The sequence below is a fragment of the Parahaliea mediterranea genome, from assembly GCF_003402235.1.
Lineage (GTDB): Bacteria > Pseudomonadota > Gammaproteobacteria > Pseudomonadales > Halieaceae > Parahaliea > Parahaliea mediterranea.
In genome coordinates this window covers 667,384-685,681 of record NZ_QEWO01000002.1, presented here as the reverse complement: position 1 = coordinate 685,681, position 18,298 = coordinate 667,384, and the positions used below count along the sequence as shown (strand labels likewise).

14 protein-coding genes are annotated in these 18,298 nt (G+C 65.4%); 9 read left to right on the top strand and 5 right to left on the bottom strand.

Features of this window, described 5'->3' with window-relative positions:
- Positions 1-117 precede the first annotated feature (117 nt).
- Positions 118-1,557, bottom strand: coding sequence for an amidohydrolase family protein (locus tag DDZ17_RS08520; RefSeq protein ID WP_116365767.1), 1,440 nt, complete (start codon positions 1,555-1,557; stop codon positions 118-120).
- 72 nt (positions 1,558-1,629) lie between these two features.
- On the opposite strand from DDZ17_RS08520, the gene DDZ17_RS08515 reads away from it, so the two are divergent.
- From DDZ17_RS08515 to DDZ17_RS08500, 4 genes are all read left to right on the top strand, one after another.
- Entirely contained in the window at positions 1,630-2,646 is a 1,017-nt protein-coding gene (locus DDZ17_RS08515; protein ID WP_206613485.1) for an amidoligase family protein, read from the top strand.
- Between the two features lie 27 nt (positions 2,647-2,673).
- Positions 2,674-3,354 (top strand): gamma-glutamyl-gamma-aminobutyrate hydrolase family protein, encoded by a 681-nt coding sequence (locus tag DDZ17_RS08510; protein ID WP_116365765.1) that lies wholly within the window; start codon positions 2,674-2,676, stop codon positions 3,352-3,354.
- A gap of 39 nt (positions 3,355-3,393) precedes the next feature.
- A complete protein-coding gene (locus DDZ17_RS08505) occupies positions 3,394-3,669 on the top strand; it encodes a DUF3144 domain-containing protein (protein WP_241505829.1) in 276 nt (91 codons plus the stop codon).
- 112 nt (positions 3,670-3,781) lie between these two features.
- Positions 3,782-5,254 carry a pyridoxal phosphate-dependent decarboxylase family protein gene (locus DDZ17_RS08500; protein ID WP_116365763.1) on the top strand — a complete coding sequence of 491 codons (1,473 nt, stop codon included), beginning with the start codon at positions 3,782-3,784 and terminating at the stop codon, positions 5,252-5,254.
- A 16-nt stretch (positions 5,255-5,270) separates the two neighbouring features.
- Here the strand turns inward: DDZ17_RS08500 and DDZ17_RS08495 are convergent, their stop codons facing one another.
- On the bottom strand, positions 5,271-6,806 hold the full coding sequence (locus DDZ17_RS08495) for an FMN-binding glutamate synthase family protein (protein ID WP_116365761.1): 1,536 nt from the start codon (positions 6,804-6,806) through the stop codon (positions 5,271-5,273).
- 128 nt (positions 6,807-6,934) lie between these two features.
- On the opposite strand from DDZ17_RS08495, the gene DDZ17_RS08490 reads away from it, so the two are divergent.
- A complete protein-coding gene (locus DDZ17_RS08490; protein WP_116365759.1) occupies positions 6,935-8,386 on the top strand; it encodes a TrkH family potassium uptake protein in 1,452 nt (483 codons plus the stop codon).
- 113 nt (positions 8,387-8,499) lie between these two features.
- Entirely contained in the window at positions 8,500-11,223 is a 2,724-nt protein-coding gene (acnA, locus tag DDZ17_RS08485; RefSeq protein ID WP_116365757.1) for an aconitate hydratase AcnA, read from the top strand.
- A 48-nt stretch (positions 11,224-11,271) separates the two neighbouring features.
- Here acnA and DDZ17_RS08480 read toward each other — a convergent pair whose 3' ends face one another.
- Positions 11,272-12,114 (bottom strand): NAD(P)H-binding protein, encoded by an 843-nt coding sequence (locus tag DDZ17_RS08480; RefSeq protein ID WP_116365755.1) that lies wholly within the window; start codon positions 12,112-12,114, stop codon positions 11,272-11,274.
- 166 nt (positions 12,115-12,280) lie between these two features.
- On the opposite strand from DDZ17_RS08480, the gene DDZ17_RS22375 reads away from it, so the two are divergent.
- Genes DDZ17_RS22375 through DDZ17_RS08465 form a run of 3 tightly spaced genes read left to right on the top strand, consistent with a single transcriptional unit; the run spans position 12,281 to position 14,680 of the window.
- Entirely contained in the window at positions 12,281-12,697 is a 417-nt protein-coding gene (locus DDZ17_RS22375; RefSeq protein WP_157976543.1) for a PaaI family thioesterase, read from the top strand.
- 32 nt (positions 12,698-12,729) lie between these two features.
- A complete protein-coding gene (locus DDZ17_RS08470; protein WP_116365753.1) occupies positions 12,730-14,022 on the top strand; it encodes a Xaa-Pro dipeptidase in 1,293 nt (430 codons plus the stop codon).
- 13 nt (positions 14,023-14,035) lie between these two features.
- The gene (locus DDZ17_RS08465) at positions 14,036-14,680 is read left to right on the top strand and encodes a glutathione S-transferase family protein (RefSeq protein ID WP_116365751.1); all 645 of its coding nucleotides are present in this window, start codon (positions 14,036-14,038) and stop codon (positions 14,678-14,680) included.
- Here DDZ17_RS08465 and DDZ17_RS08460 read toward each other — a convergent pair.
- Together DDZ17_RS08460 and DDZ17_RS08455 are read right to left on the bottom strand one after the other, a co-directional pair.
- On the bottom strand, positions 14,655-16,082 hold the full coding sequence (locus DDZ17_RS08460) for an aldehyde dehydrogenase family protein (protein ID WP_116365749.1): 1,428 nt from the start codon (positions 16,080-16,082) through the stop codon (positions 14,655-14,657). The two genes, DDZ17_RS08465 and DDZ17_RS08460, sit on opposite strands and share 26 nt — an antisense overlap.
- Positions 16,083-16,172: 90 nt before the next feature.
- Positions 16,173-18,083 (bottom strand): acyl-CoA synthetase, encoded by a 1,911-nt coding sequence (locus tag DDZ17_RS08455; protein WP_116365747.1) that lies wholly within the window; start codon positions 18,081-18,083, stop codon positions 16,173-16,175.
- Positions 18,084-18,298 lie beyond the last annotated feature (215 nt).

Below are 18,298 nucleotides of genomic sequence, written 5' to 3'. Positions count from 1 at the left end.
GGTCGGCGTGGGCGCGCATGATACCCAAGGGCGCAAGGCTGCTCAAACCTTGAGCAGCCGCAGGCGTTGGCCACTGGGCGCCAAGAGGGGGGAAGTTGCTGAGGGCCAGCGCGGCCCCTATGGCTGGCGCGCCGCCTCCAGCGCCTGTTTGCGCTCGGCGGCCGCCAGCAGCAGCGCATCCAGCGCCGCGCGGTCAAAGCGTTCGCCGCCGCGAATCACCGCGTGCACGGAACGGGTGGCGGCAATGTCCGCCAGCGGGTTGGCATCCAGCACCACTAGGTCTGCCCGTTTGCCGGGGGCAATGCTGCCATAGTCCTGGCCCAGGCGCATAAAGCTCGCGCCGTTGATGGTGGCGGCCTGCAGGGCCTGCAGCGGGGTGAGGCCGGCCTCCACGAACAGGCCCAGTTCATCGTGCAGGGCCTGGGCCGGGTACACGTAGGTGTTGAGAGCGGCGGAGTCGCTGCCCGCCAGCAGGGTGACGCCGGCCTGCTGCAGGGGCGGCAGCTGGGCGGCAATCTGGCGATAGCGCACTTTGCGGGCCGCGCGCTGTGCCTCGGTGTCGCCGGCCATGCGGTCAATGCGCCACTGGTACTTGGCGGTGAATTGCCGGGTCAGGTAGCGCAAAAAGGCGTCGTTGCTGTGGTCGGTTTCATCCAGCCAGGCCAGCTGGCGGCCGCCGATCAGGGTGGGGGTCACCGCCACGTCCTGTTGCGCCAGGCGGGCGTAGGCGGCGTTGGCAGTGGCCTGGTCAAAGCCGCGGTCATAGCGGGCGTTGGCGGCCTCGGCGGTAAGCTCGCCTGCGCGCACGGCGCGGGCAATGGCGGCTTCGTCGGGGTTGCCAAGGCGCAGCAGGTAGCTGGCGTGTTCAATGCTGGACACGCCAGCCTCGGCCAGCTCGAAGATGCCAAGGCCCAGCGGCACGTGGGTGGACACCAGCAGGCCCCGGCGGTGGGCCTCGGCCACCGTGTCCAGGAACAGCTCGGGCGGCAGGGTGTTCTCGGTGATTTTGATGAAGTCCACACCCAGGGCCTGCTGCTCGTCCATGCCGGAGAGCATCTGCTCCCGGTCGGCGATTTCCCGGTCGCCCTCCCACAGGGAATCCACCCCTTCAAACTTCTGGCCGGAGGTAAAAATGCTCGGCCCCAGACGCTTGCCGGCGGCGATTTCGCTGCGCCATTGCAGCACGGTGCTGGCCAGACTGCCCGAGGCGTCGCGCACCGCGGTGATGCCATAGGCCAAATACACCGGCAGCAGCAGGGCGTTGTCTTCCACCAGTTCGGTGCCCTCGAAGTGCACGTGCATGTCCCACAGCCCCGGGATCAGGTAGCGCCCGCCGAGGTCGAGGGTCTCGGTGGCGCCGGCGTGCCCGGCGGCCTGCTCGCCGGGAGCCAGCAGGGCCTTGATGCGGCCGTCCTGCAGCAGCACATCGCGCTGCAACAGGCGGCCCTGTTCCACGTCCACCACCTGCACATCGGTGAGCCGCAGCGAATCGGCGGCACTGGCTGGCAGGGCAAAGGCAGGCAACATGCACAGGCTGAGCAGCAGGCGTCGCAGCATGGGAACTCCGGCGTGTATAGTGAAGGCACTGTGTGGTTTCAGTGCCGGAAACGGCGTGGGAGGGGATGCTACGTGAAAAACCGCGACGACGACAGCTACCGGGCGGGCCTTTGGCCCATGCCGCCAGCCACCCGCACCGCCCAGGGCCAGCCGCGCCGCATGGGGGTGGAGCTGGAGTTTTCCGGACTGGATATCGAGGCCATTGCCGGCGCGGTGCTCTCGGAACTGGGCGGCGAGGCCGAGGTGATCTCCGCCTACGAGCAGAAGCTCCACAACACCGCCTTTGGCACCTTTGGCCTGGAGCTGGATTACACCTACCTGAAGCAGCTGGGGCGCGAGCGCAACCTGGCTGAGGAGAGCGAGCTGGAGCAGTTCGGGGAATCCCTGCTCAAGCTGGTGGCGGAGCAGGTGGTGCCCCACGAAGTGGTGAGCCCGCCCATTCCCATGCAGCAGCTGTGGCGCCTGGGCGCGCTGCTGCAGCGCCTGCGCCAGGCGGGCGCCAAGGGCACCCGTCACGCAGCGGTGTATGCCTTTGGCCTGCACTTCAACCCGGAACTGCCGGACCTTGGCGCGCCAACCATCCTGGCCTACCTGCGCAGTTTCCTGTGTCTGTACGAGTGGCTGGTGGAGCGCGAGCAGGTGGACCTCAGCCGGCGCATCACGCCCTATATCGCCCCGTTCCCGCGCAAGTACGTGCACAAGGTGCTGGATGCCGACTACGCGCCCGACCTTGCCACCCTCATTGATGACTACCTGGCCCACAACCCCACCCGCAACCGGGCGCTGGACATGCTGCCCCTGTTTACCCACTTGGATGCCGCGCGGGTGAAAAAGGCCGTGGCCGACAAGCGGGTGGGCAGCCGCCCGACCCTGCACTACCGCCTGCCCAACTGCCAGATTGACGAGGGCAACTGGAGCCTGGCCTCACCCTGGCGCAACTGGCTGCAGGTGGAAACCCTGGCCTGCGACGAGCGCCGCCTGGCCCGCATGTGCCGCGCCTATCGCCAGCATTTTGATGCGCCCGCCGGGGGCCTTTTCCACGACTGGCCAGAGGCCATGAGCCGCTGGCTGCTGCCGGAACTGCTGTAGTTGCCAGCGCCTGCGAACAGGCCGCCAATGAAGCGGCCGGTGATCGGGGTGACCGGGGCCGACGGCCACCTGCCGGTGGCCTGGTGGTTTATTCGCTGGGCCCTGTGGCGCTGCGGCGCGAAAGCGGTGCGCATGACGCCACGGCGCGATGCAACGGCCGTGCTCGACGGTGTGATTATCAGTGGCGGTGATGATATCGACCCCGGCCTGTACCTGCCCCACGACCCGGAGCGGGCGCCCATGAACCCCGAGCGCGACCGCTTCGAGATTGCCGTGCTGGAAACCGCGCTGCCGGCCAACCTGCCGGTGCTGGGCATCTGCCGCGGCGCCCAGTTGCTGAACGTGGTGCTGGGGGGCAGCCTGCTGCCGGACTTACGCCCCCTGCGCCGGCGCACTTCCAACCGGCGCACGCCGCTGGCGCGCAAAACCCTGCTGGTGGAGCCGGATACCGCCCTGGAGGCCATACTCGGCGGCCGGCGCCTGCGCATCAACAGTCTGCACCACCAGGCCATCGACCGCCTGGGAGAAGGGCTGGTGGTCAGCGGGCGCGACCTGGACGGCTTTGTGCAAGCGGTGGAATCCCCCGGCAAACGCTTCCTGAAGGGGGTGCAGTGGCACCCGGAATACCTGCCCACGCGAGCCGCCCACCTCAACCTGTTTCGCGCCCTGGTACAAGCCGCTTCCACAGCGGGGGGCGGTGAGTGCTAGAATTGGCGGCCGTTTACTCCAGATAAAGAGGGCCGAGCCATGGCAACCCCGGAAGAAGCCGAACAGCACCAGAAATGCATGCAGCGATTCATTGACCTCGCCAACACCATGAAAAACGAAGGCGTGCAGACCCGCCTGATCTCCGCCGCCCTGATGACCGCCTCCGGCGTGTACACCACCTACGCCTTCGCCGGCAACAGCGGCGGCCTGAACGCCACCGGCATCGACAAGGTGGTCGAGGCCTATCGCCAGAACCTGAAGAACATCCAGGACGCCAAGCGCGAAGAAGTTCAGCAACAACAGCAATCGCAGTAAGCCCCTGTCAGCACGCAGGCCCCCCGGGCCTGCCCCGCCGCCCACCGTGCGTGCCCGCTCGCCAGCGCCGGGCCGACAATAGCGGGCCGACAAAACGGGCAAAAGTGACCTGATGAGCAGCCCCGACCTTCCCGATATCGATGCCCCCTCCCTGCTGGACCCAGCCGACTGGACCGGCTTTTGCGAGCAGGCCCACGCCGCCCTGGATGTGGCGCTGGGCCACGTGCGCCAGCGCCAGGCCCAAGGGGTTTGGCAGGAATTGCCCGCCGCCGCCCGGCGCACCGACGCACCATTGCCAGAGCAGGGCGCGCCGCTGCCGGAGCTGGTGGCAGAGCTGCAGGCGCGGGTGCTGCCCTATACCCTGGGCAACATTCACCCGCGCTTCTGGGGTTGGGTGAACGGCACCGGCACCGCCAGCGGCATTGTGGCGCAAATGCTGACCGGCGCCATCAACGCCAACATGGGCGGACGCGACCATGCGCCCATCTACCTGGAGCGCCAGGTGCTCAACTGGCTGTACACCCTGTTCGGCCTGCCCGCCGGTGCCAGCGGCATGATCTGCAGCGGCACCTCCACCGCCACCCTGCTGGGGCTGGCCATTGCCCGCCAGCGGGCCACCGGCGGCGCGGTGCGCAGCGGCGGCAATGCGGTGCTGCCGGGCCTGCGGGTTTACGCCAGCGCCCAGGCCCACGTGTCGGTAGACAAGGCGCTGGAGATGATGGGCCTTGGCAGCCAGGCCCTGTGCAGCGTGCCGGTGGCGGCGGATTTCAGCATGGACGTTGCCGCCCTGGCGCGCTGTGTACAAGCCGATATCGCCGCCGGCCTGCGCCCCTTTGCCGTGGTGTCATCGGTGGGCAGCGTGAACACCGGCGCCATCGACGACCTTGCGGCCATTAACACCCTGTGTGCAGCCCACGGCCTGTGGCACCACGTGGACGGCGCCTTCGGCGCCCTGTGCATGTTGTCCGACGCACTCAAGCCGCGCCTGGCCGGCATCGAGGCGGCCGATTCCATCGCCTTTGATTTCCACAAATGGATGCACGTGGGCTATTCCGCCGGCTGCCTGCTGGTGGCCGATGGCGAACTGCACCGCCAGACCTTCCAGACCTCCCATGCCTACCTGCAGGGCGAGCGCCAGGGCATTGCCGGCGGTTCGCCCTGGCCCAACGATTTCGGGCTGGAACTGTCCCGGGGCTTTGCCGCCCTGGGGGTGTGGTTCCAGCTGCGCGAGATGGGCACCCGCCGGCTGGGGCGGGCCATCCACCGCAACTGCCTGCAGGCAACGGCGCTGGGCGAGGCGGTGGTGGCCAGCGCGCAGCTGGAACTGCTGGCGCCGGTGTCGCTGAATATCGTGTGTTTTCGTTATCGCAAGGGGGGCCTTACCGCGCCGGTGCTGGATCAGCTGAACCGGCGCATTGTGGTGGAGCTGCAGTGCCGGGGCATTGCCGCCCCTTCTTTTACTGTGCTGCATGGCGCGGTGGCCATTCGCGTGGCGATTACCAACCACCGCACGCGCTGGCGCGATTTGCAGGCGCTACTGGCGGCCTGCGAAGCCTTGGGCGAGGAACTGCTGTCAGCGCACTAGCCGGGGTGGCAGCGCATTAGCCCGGGTGGCTGCGCGCGCCGGCCTGGTACTCGGCCCGCGTCTCCGGCAGGGGGTAGTAATCCATCAGTGGTTCCGGCAGGCCCCGGTCGCTGATGATCTGGGCGTGGCTGCGGTTCAGCAGGCGGGGCTCGGTGGCGCCGCAGGAGTGGGAGATGATCTCCACCTCGTGCATCAGGTTGCGCGCATAGTGGGCCACCCGTTCGGCCTTGTCGGTCGGGTCCAGCCCTTTTTGCAGGTCCGGGTTGTGGGTGGTCACGCCGGTGGGACAGGTGTTGCGGTTGCACTGCAGGGCCTGGATGCAGCCCAGGGCAAACATAAAACCCCGGGCCGAGTTCACGCAGTCGGCCCCCAGGCACAGGGCCGCCGCGACCCCGGCCGGGTTGATCATCTTGCCCGAGGCGATCACCCGGATGCGCTGGCGCAGGCCGTACTCCACCAGCTTGTTGACCACAATCGGCAGGCTGCGCCGCACTGGCAGCCCCATTAAATCCATCAGGCTCTGGGGCGCGGCGCCGGTGCCGCCGTCGGCGCTGTCCACGGTGAAAAAGTCCGGTGCGTAATCCAGCCCCAGCTCGTGAATGCGCTGGCAGAACTCATCCAGCCAGGCGGTCTGGCCGATGGCGGCCTTGATGCCCACTGGCTTGCCGGATACATCGCGCACGTGGTGTATCAGGTGCAGCAAGTCGTCAATGCCGTGAATTTCCCGGTGCCGGTTGGGGCTGATGGAATCCTGCCCCACCGGAATGCCGCGGGTGGAGGCGATCACTTCGGTCACCTTGACGCCCGGCAGAATGCCGCCCTTGCCGGGCTTGGCCCCCTGGGACAGCTTGATCTCGAACATGCGCACCTGCTCATGCCCGGCAATGTGGCGCAGGCGCTCGTCGCTGAGGCGGCCCTGGTCATCGCGCACCCCGTACTTGGCGGTGCCGATCTGGAACACCACATCGCAATGGCCCTCCAGGTGGTAGGGCGCCAGCCCGCCCTCGCCGGTGTTGAGCCAGATGCCCGCCTTGGCGGCGCCCCGGGACAGGGCCCGCACCGCGGGCTCGGACAGGGCGCCAAAGCTCATGGCGGAAATATTGAAAAAGGCATCGGTGGTGTAGGGCGTGCGGGCATAGCCCTCGCCAAAACTCAGGTGGCTGCGGGGCTTGATGTCTTCCTCCAGCGGTGGGATCAGGCTGTTGAGAAACAGAATGTCGCCCGGCTGGTTCAGCGGCAGGGTGGAGCCAAAGGCCACGGTGGAGTCGATATTCTTGGCCGCGCGGTACACCCAGCTGCGCTGGGCGCGGTTGAAGGGCAGCTCCTCCCGGTCGAGGGCGAAGAAGTACTGGCGGAAGAACTCCCCGAGGTGCTCAAAGAAGTAGCGAAAGCGGCCGATGATGGGGTAGTTGCGGCGAATGGCGTGGCGGGTCTGGGTGACATCCACCACGTACATCCACAGCAGCACCAGCAGGCCGATGGTGATGGCCAGGGCGGTGACCACCGCAAGGACTTCAACAAAACCCAGGGTAAACTGCTGCAGCGGGTTCATTGGCGCTCTCCATTCCGCGTGGCTTTTCAATGGCGCCTATTCTGGCACAGTACGCAAGCAAGTATACTGCCCCCTGATCTTTCACCCGGCGCGCCTGGCGGCCGGATTGACCGGATACCCGCAACGGGATGGTGAACACCCCCAACACGCTCAGGCTGCTTGCCATGCCCGCCCTGTGGATGGGGGCTGTGCAGTTTCTGTTTGGCGCGGTGGCCCTGGTGCTGCACGACGACAGCATTGCCGAATCCTTCCTAATACCCGGTGCGGTAACCGTGCTGCTTGCCGGCACTGTGCACCTGGTGCTGCGTACCCGCATCCACCAGATTTCCTACCGCGATGCCCTCGTGTTTGCCACCCTCACCTGGGTGCTCACCGGCGTGCTGGGCGCGCTGCCCATCCGGGCGGTAACCGGGGTCAGCTTTACCGACGCGGTGTTCGAGTCCATCAGCGCCCTCACCACCACCGGTGCCACCGTGCTCAATGGCCTGGACGACATGCCGTCCACCTTCCTCATGTACCGCCAGTTTTTGCAGTGGATGGGCGGGCTGGGGGTGGTGATTTTTGTGGTGGCGGTGCTGCCGATGCTGAACGTGGGCGGCATGCGGCTGCTGAAGGCGGAAACCTCCGGGCCGATAAAGGACGACAAGCTGTCACCGCGGGTGACCCACGCCGCCCACAGCCTGTGGCTGGTTTACATCCTGATTACCCTGGGCTGCGCGGTGGCGTTTTTTCTCGGTGGCATGAGCGTGTTCGACGCCATTGCCCACAGTTTCAGCACCGTCTCCACCGGCGGGTTTTCCACCCATGATGCCAGCCTCGGCCACTTCGACAGCCACCTGATCCTGAATATCGCCAACCTCTTTATGCTGCTGGGGGCCATCAGCTTCGGGCTGCACTACCGCATCCTGCTCACCCGCGAAGTGAGCCGCTACTGGCGCGACGAAGAAACCCGCGTGTTCCTGCTGAGCGTGGCGGCCATCTCCCTGCTACTGGCTCTGTACCTGTTGTGGCACCAGCGTTACCACAGCTTCTGGGAGGCCCTGAGCTTTGCCACCTTCCACCTGGTGTCCTTTATCACCAGCACCGGCTTTGGCGACCAGGACCTGACCACCTGGCCGGTGGCGGCGCCGGTGGCCCTGATACTGGCGGGTTACCTGGGGGGCTGCGCCGGTTCCACCGCCGGGGGCAGCAAATTCATCCGCAACATCATCGCCTTCAAAACCGTGCGCAGCGACGCCCAGCGCCTGCTGCACCCGTCGGCGGTGAAGGAAATCCGCTTCCAGCGCCAGATTGTGGCGCCGGATGTGCGCCACGCCGTGATGGCCTTTTTCTCCTTTGTGGCCGCCAGCAGCTTGCTGTTCACACTGGCCCTGATGGCCACCGGCCTTGACCTGCTGTCGGCCTTTTCCGCCGTGGCCGCCTGCCTCAACGTGCTGGGCCCCGGGCTTGGGCAAGTGGGCAGCAACTTCCAGGTGGTGAGCGATACCGGCATCTGGCTGCTGTCGGCGGCCATGATTATCGGCCGGCTGGAATATTTCACAGTGCTGGCGCTGTTTTTCCCGGTTTTCTGGCGCTACTGACGGGCGCTGGCCGCAGCCTGTGCCGGCACGCACATCGGCCCGCCAACTGCTATAGTGAATTGGATCCGGGCGCCAAGACGCCCGGCGTTCAACCTGCCGCTACGGAGACTGCCATGAGTACCCGCCACAGCAAAACCGCCAACCTGACCAGCGCCGGCCGTGAATTTCGCATCTACCCGATGGATCACCTCGCGTCGCTGGGCGATGTGGCCAGCCTGCCTTTTTCGCTGAAGATACTGCTGGAAAACCTGCTGCGTCACGGCGCCGAGGACTATGTCACCGACGACGACGTGGAAGCGCTGGTGAACTGGGACCCCGGCGCCGAGCCCAGCCAGGAGATTGCCTTTGTGCCGGCGCGGGTGCTGCTGCAGGACTTTACCGGCGTGCCGGCCATTGTCGATCTGGCAGTCATGCGCGACGCCATGGTGGAGCTGGGCGGCGAGGCCGGGCAGATCAATCCCCTGTCGCCGGTGGAACTGGTGATCGACCACTCGGTGATGGTGGACTACTACGGCAGCGAGCAGTCCCTGAGCAAGAACACCGACATCGAGCTGCAGCGCAACCTGGAGCGCTACCGCTTTCTGCGCTGGGGGCAGGAGGCCTTCAGCAACTTCCGCGTGGTGCCGCCGGGCACCGGCATTGTGCACCAGGTGAATCTGGAGTATCTGGCCCGCGGTGTGTTCCACGCCGAACAGGGCGGCGAGGCGGTGGCCTACCCCGATACCCTGGTGGGAACCGATTCCCACACCACCATGATCAACGGCCTGGGGGTACTGGGCTGGGGTGTGGGCGGCATCGAGGCGGAAGCCGCCATGCTGGGGCAGCCGGTGACCATGCTGATTCCCCAGGTGGTGGGATTCCGCCTGGATGGCAAAATGGCCGAGGGCGCCACCGCCACCGACCTGGTGCTGACCGTGACCCAGATGCTGCGCCAGCACGGCGTGGTGGGCAAGTTCGTGGAGTTTTTTGGCCCCGGCCTCAAGCACCTGACCCTGGCGGATCGCGCCACCATAGCCAACATGGCGCCGGAGTACGGTGCTACGTGTGGCATCTTCCCGGTGGATCAGCGCACCATCGATTATCTGGCCCTCACCGGTCGCGACGAGCGGCAGCGCGCCCTGGTGGAGGACTACATGAAAGCCGTGGGCCTGTGGCACGACGACAGCACCCCGGTGGCCCGCTACAGCGCCACCCTGGAGCTGGACCTTGGCGATGTGGTGCCCTCCCTGGCCGGGCCCAAGCGCCCCCAGGACCGCATTCCCCTGACCGAGAGCAAGCCCAGTTTTGAAAGCGTGCTGCGGGAGTTTGATGAACTGGCCCTGGTGCCGGCGCCGGAAGAGGGCTGGGAAGACGAGGGCGGCCAGCTCGACGAGCACAAAGAGGCCCTCAAGGGCATTCATGTGGAGCGCGGCGAGGGCAGCTTTGAACTGCGCCATGGCGCGGTGGTTATCGCCGCCATCACCAGCTGCACCAATACCTCCAACCCCGCCGTGCTGGTGGCTGCCGGGCTGGTGGCGCGTAAGGCCCAGGCCTTGGGTCTGCAGGCCAAGCCCTGGGTAAAAACCAGCCTGGCCCCCGGCTCCAAGGTGGTTACCGGCTACCTGGAAAAAACCGGGCTGATGGACGATCTGGAAGCCCTGGGCTTTTACCTGGTGGGCTATGGCTGCACCACCTGCATTGGCAACTCCGGCCCGCTGCCGGACGACATCACCGACGCCATTCGCGCCGGCAACCTGCTGGTGACCTCGGTGCTGTCGGGCAATCGCAACTTTGAGGGGCGCATCCACCAGGACGTGCGCGCCAACTACCTGGCGTCACCGCCGCTGGTAGTGGCCTACGCCATTGCCGGGCGCATGGATATCGACCTGTTCAAGGAGCCGCTGGGGCAGGGGCCCGACGGCAAGCCGGTTTTTTTGGCGGACATCTGGCCGAGCAGCGAGGAGATCAACGGTATTCTGTCCGGCGCGCTGGATACCGCCATGTTCCGCGACAAGTACGCCGATGTGTACACCGGCAACGAGGACTGGAATGCCCTGCCGGTGGATGGCAGTGAGCGCTACCCCTGGCCGGAATCCACCTATGTGCGCAAGCCGACCTTCTTCGCGGGCATTGCCAGCACCGAGCCGGGGGTGGCCGCCATCGAGGGCGCCCGCTGCCTGGTGAAGGTGGGCGACAGCGTGACCACCGACCATATCTCCCCCGCCGGGGCCATCGCGCCAGACAGCCCGGCCGGCCAGTACCTGCAGGCCCAGGGGGTGGATGTGAAGGACTTCAACTCCTACGGCTCGCGCCGGGGCAATCACGAGGTCATGATGCGCGGTACCTTTGCCAACGTGCGGCTGAAGAACCAGCTGGCGCCGGGCACCGAGGGCAGCTGGACCACCAACTTCCTGAACGGCGAGCAGGAATCCATCTTCGATGCCTCCATGGCCTACCAGCAGCAGGGCATACCGCTGGTGGTGCTGGCCGGCGCCGAGTATGGCACCGGCTCATCCCGCGACTGGGCAGCCAAGGGGCCGTCGCTGCTGGGCATACGCGCGGTGATTGCCCGCAGCTACGAGCGCATTCACCGCTCCAACCTGGTGGGCATGGGCATTCTGCCGCTGCAATACCAGGGGGATGACAGCGCCGACAGCCTGGGCCTGGATGGCAGTGAAACCTTTGCCATTCCCGCCGTTGCCAAAGGGCAGGAAGAGGTCACCGTCAGCGTTACCCGTGGCAACGGCGAGACACTGGAATTTACCGCCCGGGTGCGCATCGATACCCCCAACGAATACGCCTACTACGAAAACGGCGGCATTCTGCACTACGTGCTGCGCCGCCTGGCGGCGGCCTGATAGGCCCGGGCGTGTGCAAGGGCGCGGGCATGGGCGCAAGGTGAAGGGTCAGCCCGCCTCGCCCAGCCCCGTGTGTTGCCGATAGACCCGGGCGTATTCCAGCGCATCGCGATTGTCGATCAGGGTGCCGTTTGGCAGCTCGGCCGTGCGGGCGCTGATTTCCAGCATCGCACGGCCCAGGTCAACCGCGCGAATCACCAGATGCCCCGGCTGCAGCAGCGGCTCCAGCAGCCGCGTGCCAAGGTGGGCGTTTTCATCGGTGGGGCGTATCCAGACTGAGCGGTGGCCAAAGGTGCGGAGGCCCGTGCCCTCGGCCATCTCCGCCACCCGCCGTTCCGCGCGCCCCTTGGCCTGTGCCCACTGGGCGCTTTCTGCTTCCCCCGTACCCATGCCGGTCACGTAGTGAAAGGCCATCGGGCCGGCCTTGCGCGCCGCAAGCCAGGCAGCCACAAAGGCGGTGGGGAAGTCCTCGTGAATGTGCCGGTAGGTCTCTGGGTCCATGCCGATGGACGTGGTGCCCAGCCCCCACAGCACGGTATTCACCGTGGCCAGCACGTCCTCCATGCCCCGGTAGTCGGTGAAGTCTTCATGCAGTATCACCTGCACTTGTCCCGCCGCCTGGGCGGCCTGCAGCCGGGGCGACAGGCGGCGGGTTACGGCGTAAACGGTTGTCACCTCCGGGTCCTGCAGCGCCGCCTTTAGCAGGCCATCTCCCACCGAGCCGGTGGCGCCGAACACCATGACCACCCGGTTGGCCTGCCCGTCGCGCTTGGCGCTGGCCTGGGGTGAGTGGCTGCCAAGGGTGGCCGCGCCCCAGAGGTTCAGGCCGATGATCAGCAGCACCAGTGCTGCCAGCAGCGTCAAGGCGCTGATTTTCAGAAAGTGCAACATGCCGGCCTCGCGCGTCCTGTGTAAGGTGCGCCAAGCTGATCACAGGCCCGGCGAAAGCACAAGCGAGGGCGGGACGTCGCTGCCGATACCACAACGCCGCTGCGCTGGAGCTGATTTTCCCAGCGGTGCTATGATCACCGGCTTTCATTCGCAACAAGGAACCCCGATGGACAAGGCAGCGCGCATCGCGTACATCAACGAACAGCTTCCCCCCTGTATCCAGGTGCTCCATGGGCAGGTGGCCGATATCGACCCCGAAGCGGGTGAGTGCGAGATGCACTTTGAAGTGTCCGAGCAGTTCTGCCATTCAGTGAATGTGGTGCAGGGCGGCAATGTCACCGTCATGCTGGATGCGGCCATGGCCAATGCCGCCTTCATGATGGCAGACGATGTGGTGGCGCTGCCCTCGCTGGAAATCAAGGTCAGCTTCCTGGCGCCCACGCTGGCGGGGCCGGTGAAAGCCTTTGGCAAAGTGGTGAAGTTGGGCGGCAGCACCGCCTTCCTTGAAGGCACCCTTGTCAACGGCGCGGGCGAAGTATCTGCCCGTTCTTCATCCACCGCCAAGCTGGTGCGGCGCAAATAGTCCGTATGGAATTTATAAATGGAGAGTTTCTGATGGCCAGACTGTCACGCCTTGGCGCACTGCTCACTCTGATTGTGCTGCCACTGGCCGCCGCGGCCGAGGACTATTACATCACCGCCGCCGCCATGATCGATACCGAGCGCGGCAAGCGCATTGACGCGCCGGCCATTGTGGTGTCTGGCGAGCGCATCACGGCGGTGGGGCGACAGGGGCAGTTGCAGGCCCCTGCCGGCGCCAAGCACCTGGACCTCGGTGACAAGACCCTGGTGCCCGGGTTGATGGACATGCACGTGCACCTGTCCTCCGCGGCCGAAGGCGTGCCCTTTCTGGAGGAGATGCTGCAGTCCACCCCGCGCCAGACCATCAATGCCGTGCGCAACGCTCGCGCCACCCTGATGGCCGGCTTTACCGCGGTGCGCGACCTGGGTGACGACGGCTACGCGGTGGTGGCCGTGCGCGATGCCATCAACGCCGGCGATATCGAGGGGCCGCGCATCTGGAGTGCCGGGCACCCCCTCAGCATTACCGGTGGCCACTGCGACAACAACTTCTACCCGCCGGAAATGAACTACCAGTCCGAAGGCGTTGCCAACGGCCCTTGGGCCGTGCGCGAGGCCCTGCGCAAGAACATCAAGTACGGGGCCGACACGGTGAAGTTCTGCGCCACCGGCGGGGTGTTCTCCCGTGGCACCCAGGTCGGCGCCATCCAGTACACGCCTGAAGAAATGAAAGCCATTGTTGAAGAGGGCCATCACCGGGCGCAAATCGTGGCCGCCCACGCCCACGGCACCGAGGGCATCAAGGCCGCCATCGAGGCCGGTGTGGACAGTGTGGAGCACGCCAGCATTCTTGATGACGAGGCCATCAAGTTGGCGAAGCGGCGCGGCACCTATTTGTCCATGGATATCTACAACACCGACTACACCCAGAGCCAGGGCCGCGCTAATGGCGTGCCCGAGGAAAACCTGAAAAAAGATGCCGCCATCGCCCAGGTGCAGCGCGACAGCTTTCGCGCGGCGGTGGAGGCCGGTGTGAACATGGTGTTTGGTTCCGACGCCGCCATCTACCCCCACGGCGACAATGCCCGCCAGTTTGCGCGCATGGTGGAATACGGCATGAGCAACGCGCAGGCCCTGCAGGCCGCCACCGTGAATGCGGCGGCGCTGATGAAGCGGGATGATCTGGGGGCCATCAAGGCCGGTTACCTGGCGGACATCATCGCGGTGGATGGCGACCCCCTGGCGGATGTCACGGTGCTGGAGTCGGTGAACTTTGTGATGAAGGGCGGTAAGGTGGCCAAGGGCCTCGTTCCCGGCGCCCACTGACCAGGAGGTTTTGATGATTACCATTCACCATCTCGGTGTATCGCAGTCCGACCGGATTGTGTGGCTGATGGAAGAACTCGGCCTGCCCTATGAACTCAAGTGGTACGACCGCGGCGAGGACTTTCTCGCCCCGCCCGAGTACCGCGCCCTGCACCCGGCGGGCACCGCGCCCATCATCACCGATGGCGACCTGGTGCTGGCCGAGTCCACGGCCATTGTAGAGTACATCGCCCGGCGCCACGGCGGCGGCCGCCTGTCGGTGGACCCAGGCAGCCCCGACTACCCCCACTACCTGTTCTGGATGCAGTTCAACAACAACCTCCAGAGCGCCCTGTTTGTGAAGCTGGCGGCGGGCCCCAATGCGGACCCCGACAGCCAGATAGTCACCACCGCACGGCGGCGCGAGGACGGCCTGTACCGCGCCCTGGAAGCGCGGCTGGCGGTATCGGATTACCTGGGCGGGCCCGACTTCAGCTGTGCCGACATTATGTCGATATTCAACCTGACCTCCCTCGGCATGCTGGGCGCGCGGGCCATCGACGACAGCCTGCCGGCCACCAAAGCCTATGTGGAGCGGGTGACCGCGCGTCCGGCTTACCGCAAGGCCATGGACATTGCCGGGCCCGCCGCGGTCAGGCCCCCATCAACTGCTGGATAAACTCGGCGGTCTGTTCCCGGTGCGGCCCCAGCAGGGGCTCCACCCGGGCGTCGTCCGCCAGTTCCAGGTAAGCGCGCGGGTTGGAGAATTCGCGGAAGCCTTCAATGCCGTGGTGGCGCCCGGTGCCGCTGTGGCCCACGCCACCAAAGCCCAGGTTGGACTGGGCACCGTGCAGCGCCACACAGTTCACGGTAAAACCGCCGGATGAAGTGCGGCTGCGTACGCGCTCTATCTTCTCGGGTTCGTCGGAGAACATGTAAATGCCCAGGGGGCGCTCGCCGGCCTGGATGCGGCCGATGACGTCGTCCAGCGACACGTAGCTGTATACGGGCAGTATCGGCCCAAAAATCTCCGTTGTGGATACGCCCAACTCGGGCGCCGGGTCGCAAACCAGGGTGAAGGGCATGCGGCAGCCATTATCGGTGTTGGCGGGGGTGCCGAGTTCAATAACGCTGGCCGGGTTGTGGTCCCGGGCCTCGTCCACCAGACCCTGTAGGCGCGACCACTGGCGGCGGTTAAGAATGTTGCACACATCGTCGCTGAGGGTGAAATCCTCGAACCAGTCGGCAATCTGCTGGCGCACCAGTTCCACAAAGCGCTCGCGCTGCTCGAAGGGCACGTACACATGATCGGCGTTGATACAGATCTGGCCGTTTTTGGTGATCTTGACGGCCAGGACTTTGCGCACGTTGTCCGCGGTGACCGCGTTTTCGGTAAAGATCACCGGGTTCTTGCCGCCCAACTCCAGGGTGACCGGCACCAGGTTCTCGGCCGCCTTCAGAGCCACCTCGCGGCCAATGCGGGTGTTGCCGGTATACACCAGGTGATCCCAGCGCAGGGTGCTGAAGTGGCGAGCCAGTTCCAGCCCGCCGGTGACCACTGCCACCTCGTCCTCCGCGAAGGCGTCGGTGATCATCTCGCGCATTGCCTCGCCACAGGCGGGTACCTGCTCCGAGGGTTTGATAATCACCCGGTTGCCGGCCGCCAGCATGTCGATCATCGGCCCGAAGGAGATATCAAAGGGGAAGTTCCAGGCCGAGAGATTGCCGATCACGCCCTTGGGCTGGTGGCGGATATAGGCCTTGGAGCTGCCATACAGCGCATCGGGCAGCGGACGCGGGTCGGGCTGCATCCACTGTTCCACATTCTCCAGTGCCTGCTGGGCGCGCTCGAACACCGCAAGATAGTCAAACAGGGTAGTGGTAAGGGCCGGGTGGTTGCCGTAGTCGGCGTGCATGGCCTCCACCACGCGGTCGTGGCGGCTGGCCAGCATGGCCGGCACCCGTTGCAGCCTGTCGATGCGCTCGGCCAGCGTTGGCTCAGGCTGGTTGAAGTAGGCGGCGCGCTGGGCGTCGAATATCCGGTGCAGTTCGGCAATGGCGTTGCTGTCATTATTGGTCATGGCAATTGTCCTTTGCGATGTGGTTGGGAAGATTGCGGAAGGTTGGGCCAGTTTGTTACTGGCACCAGGCTGCCTGCCCGCCGCACGGGTCTATGTCGTCGTGCGGCGTGCATTGGCTTCGCCCTCAATATGCAGAGCGAAGGGATAGTCACCCAGGCACTGCTTGATGTCGGCATGCAAGGCGAGCGCTGCCCTCACCGTCACGCGCTGCCCGTATTGTTTGTCGATATCCACGGTGACGGAAAACGCACTGTCGGCACCCAGTGCAGCGTTGAGTTCCCCGCTCACCAGAGTGTGAATCAGGTCGTTGCGCAGGGCCGGCTTGAAGATTTTGCCCACCGCGGTCATCGGCATGGTATCCACGAAAATCACCGCCTTTGGCACCGCCGCCCGCTCGTGGATGTGCGCCGCGCCAAAGGCCAGCATCTCCTCTTCGGTGGCCTGGGTGCCGGCCTTGAGTTGAATGGCCACCACCGGCAACTCGCCCACGCGCCGGTCGGGCTGGCCGATGGCGGCAGCCTGGGCGACTTTGTCGCAGGTGTAGTAGGCCTCTTCAATCATCTGCGGGTCGATATTGTGGCCACCGCGGATGATCAGATCCTTGCTGCGCCCGGTCAGCCAGAGGTAGCCGTCTTCATCCAGCCTGCCCAGGTCGCCGGTGTTGAACCAGCCATCGTCCACCCATTGCCCCACGTTCTGCGCCGCCTGTTTATAGCCCTGGAAAACGTTCGCCCCGCTGATGGCGATAACGCCGGTTTCGTTTGTTGCGCATTCGCGCACGGCGCGGCCTTCGGCATCGACTTCCACAATCCGGATGTGGCAGTAGGGCAGGGGCAAGCCCACGCAGCCCACCCGCCGGTCGCCGTAGCGCGGGTTGAGCGTGCTGGCCGCGGTGCCCTCGGTCTGGCCGTAGCCTTCCACCAGCACCAGGCCGGTTCTGGCTTCGAATTTGCGAATCAGCTCTGTGGCGAGCGGCGCGGCGCCGCAGAAGGCGACCTCCAGTGACGACAGGTCGTAGCCCTCCACCGGCACTTCCAGCAGGGCGCTGATGATGGTGGGTACGGCGCTGAAGTAGGTGACGCGGTAGGCTTCAACCACATGCCAGAAGTTCTCGATGACAGCGGGTGTGCGATAGCCCGCGGCGGTGGCCAGTATCGCCTCGCCACCCACCAGCCACAGCGAAAGGCCCGTGGCGAAGACGGCATTGACATGAAATAGCGGCAGCCCGCACAGGCCCTTGCTGCTGCTTTTGAAGTCCGCCGCGCAGGCAATCTGCCAGCTGCTGACCACCTCGTTAAAGTGGGTGTGTGGTGCCAGTTTGGGCGTTCCGGTGGTGCCGCCGGTGTGGAAGTAAGATGCGATGTCCGTCCCGTCAATGGCGCGTTCAGAGACAAGGGCGCCGGCCGCCTGGCCGGCCAGCAGCGCATCGAAGTCCAGCACCTTATCATTCAGGTGCTCACCGGGGTCGGTCACGCCGGGCAGGTTCACAGTTAGCACATAGGCCAGGCTGGGCACGCTGGCCTGCAATTGCAGGGCTTTTTGCCACAGCAGCGGGTCGCTGGCGGGGCCCAGGGTCACCAGAACACGCGTTTTTGCCTCGTTGAGGATGGCGGCTACATGCTCCACCTCCAGCATAGGGTTGATGGGATTGTAGATCCCCGCTGCCTCTGCGCCCCAGATTGTGTAGTGGGTCTGTGGCAGGTTGGGCAGCATGGATGACACTACGTTGCTCGTGCCTACCCCCAGCTGGTGGAAGGCATTGGCCGCCTGGGTCACCTTTGCGAGCAGGTCGCTGTAGCTCAGGGCGTGGCTTTGCTCGCCCTTCCTGGCGCTTGCCAGAAAACGCAAGGCGGGCCTGTTGCCAAAACGCGCCGCGCTGGCGCGCAGCAATGCATAGGTATTGGTCGGCAGGCCGCGTTGTTCAATGGGGATGGATTCGATCTGGCGGATGTCGTCGATGGTAACAATGCGGATATTTAAACATTCAGAAGATAAAGGCATGGGGTTGTTTTATGACTGTGTTGGTCTGAAGGTGGTTGGTGCGGGCGGCCCGGGGCGTTTGCTCCGCATCGCGCCTTGGCGATGCGTTGATAACCCGCCCGGTGGGGCCGGCAGCCGCTTTTGCGCAGACTATACCCGGTTTTCAGGGATAAAAACTCAATTCTATGAATACTTCATTATTCACCGTAGAAATAATGGTGTGTGCTATGGGAAGC

Excerpts from the sequence above, each read along its gene's own strand:
- DDZ17_RS08505 (WP_241505829.1), top strand. The coding sequence starts at position 3,394 with ATGGCAACCCCGGAAGAAGCCGAACAGCACCAGAAATGCATGCAGCGA.
- DDZ17_RS22375 (WP_157976543.1), top strand. The coding sequence starts at position 12,281 with ATGGACAAGGCAGCGCGCATCGCGTACATCAACGAACAGCTTCCCCCC.
- DDZ17_RS08480 (WP_116365755.1), bottom strand. The coding sequence starts at position 12,114 with ATGTTGCACTTTCTGAAAATCAGCGCCTTGACGCTGCTGGCAGCACTG.
- DDZ17_RS08520 (WP_116365767.1), bottom strand. The coding sequence starts at position 1,557 with ATGCTGCGACGCCTGCTGCTCAGCCTGTGCATGTTGCCTGCCTTTGCC.
- acnA (WP_116365757.1), top strand. The coding sequence starts at position 8,500 with ATGAGTACCCGCCACAGCAAAACCGCCAACCTGACCAGCGCCGGCCGT.
- DDZ17_RS08465 (WP_116365751.1), top strand. The coding sequence starts at position 14,036 with ATGATTACCATTCACCATCTCGGTGTATCGCAGTCCGACCGGATTGTG.
- DDZ17_RS08460 (WP_116365749.1), bottom strand. The coding sequence starts at position 16,082 with ATGACCAATAATGACAGCAACGCCATTGCCGAACTGCACCGGATATTC.
- DDZ17_RS08455 (WP_116365747.1), bottom strand. The coding sequence starts at position 18,083 with ATGCCTTTATCTTCTGAATGTTTAAATATCCGCATTGTTACCATCGAC.
- DDZ17_RS08470 (WP_116365753.1), top strand. The coding sequence starts at position 12,730 with ATGGCCAGACTGTCACGCCTTGGCGCACTGCTCACTCTGATTGTGCTG.
- DDZ17_RS08510 (WP_116365765.1), top strand. The coding sequence starts at position 2,674 with ATGAAGCGGCCGGTGATCGGGGTGACCGGGGCCGACGGCCACCTGCCG.
- DDZ17_RS08495 (WP_116365761.1), bottom strand. The coding sequence starts at position 6,806 with ATGAACCCGCTGCAGCAGTTTACCCTGGGTTTTGTTGAAGTCCTTGCG.
- DDZ17_RS08490 (WP_116365759.1), top strand. The coding sequence starts at position 6,935 with ATGGTGAACACCCCCAACACGCTCAGGCTGCTTGCCATGCCCGCCCTG.
- DDZ17_RS08500 (WP_116365763.1), top strand. The coding sequence starts at position 3,782 with ATGAGCAGCCCCGACCTTCCCGATATCGATGCCCCCTCCCTGCTGGAC.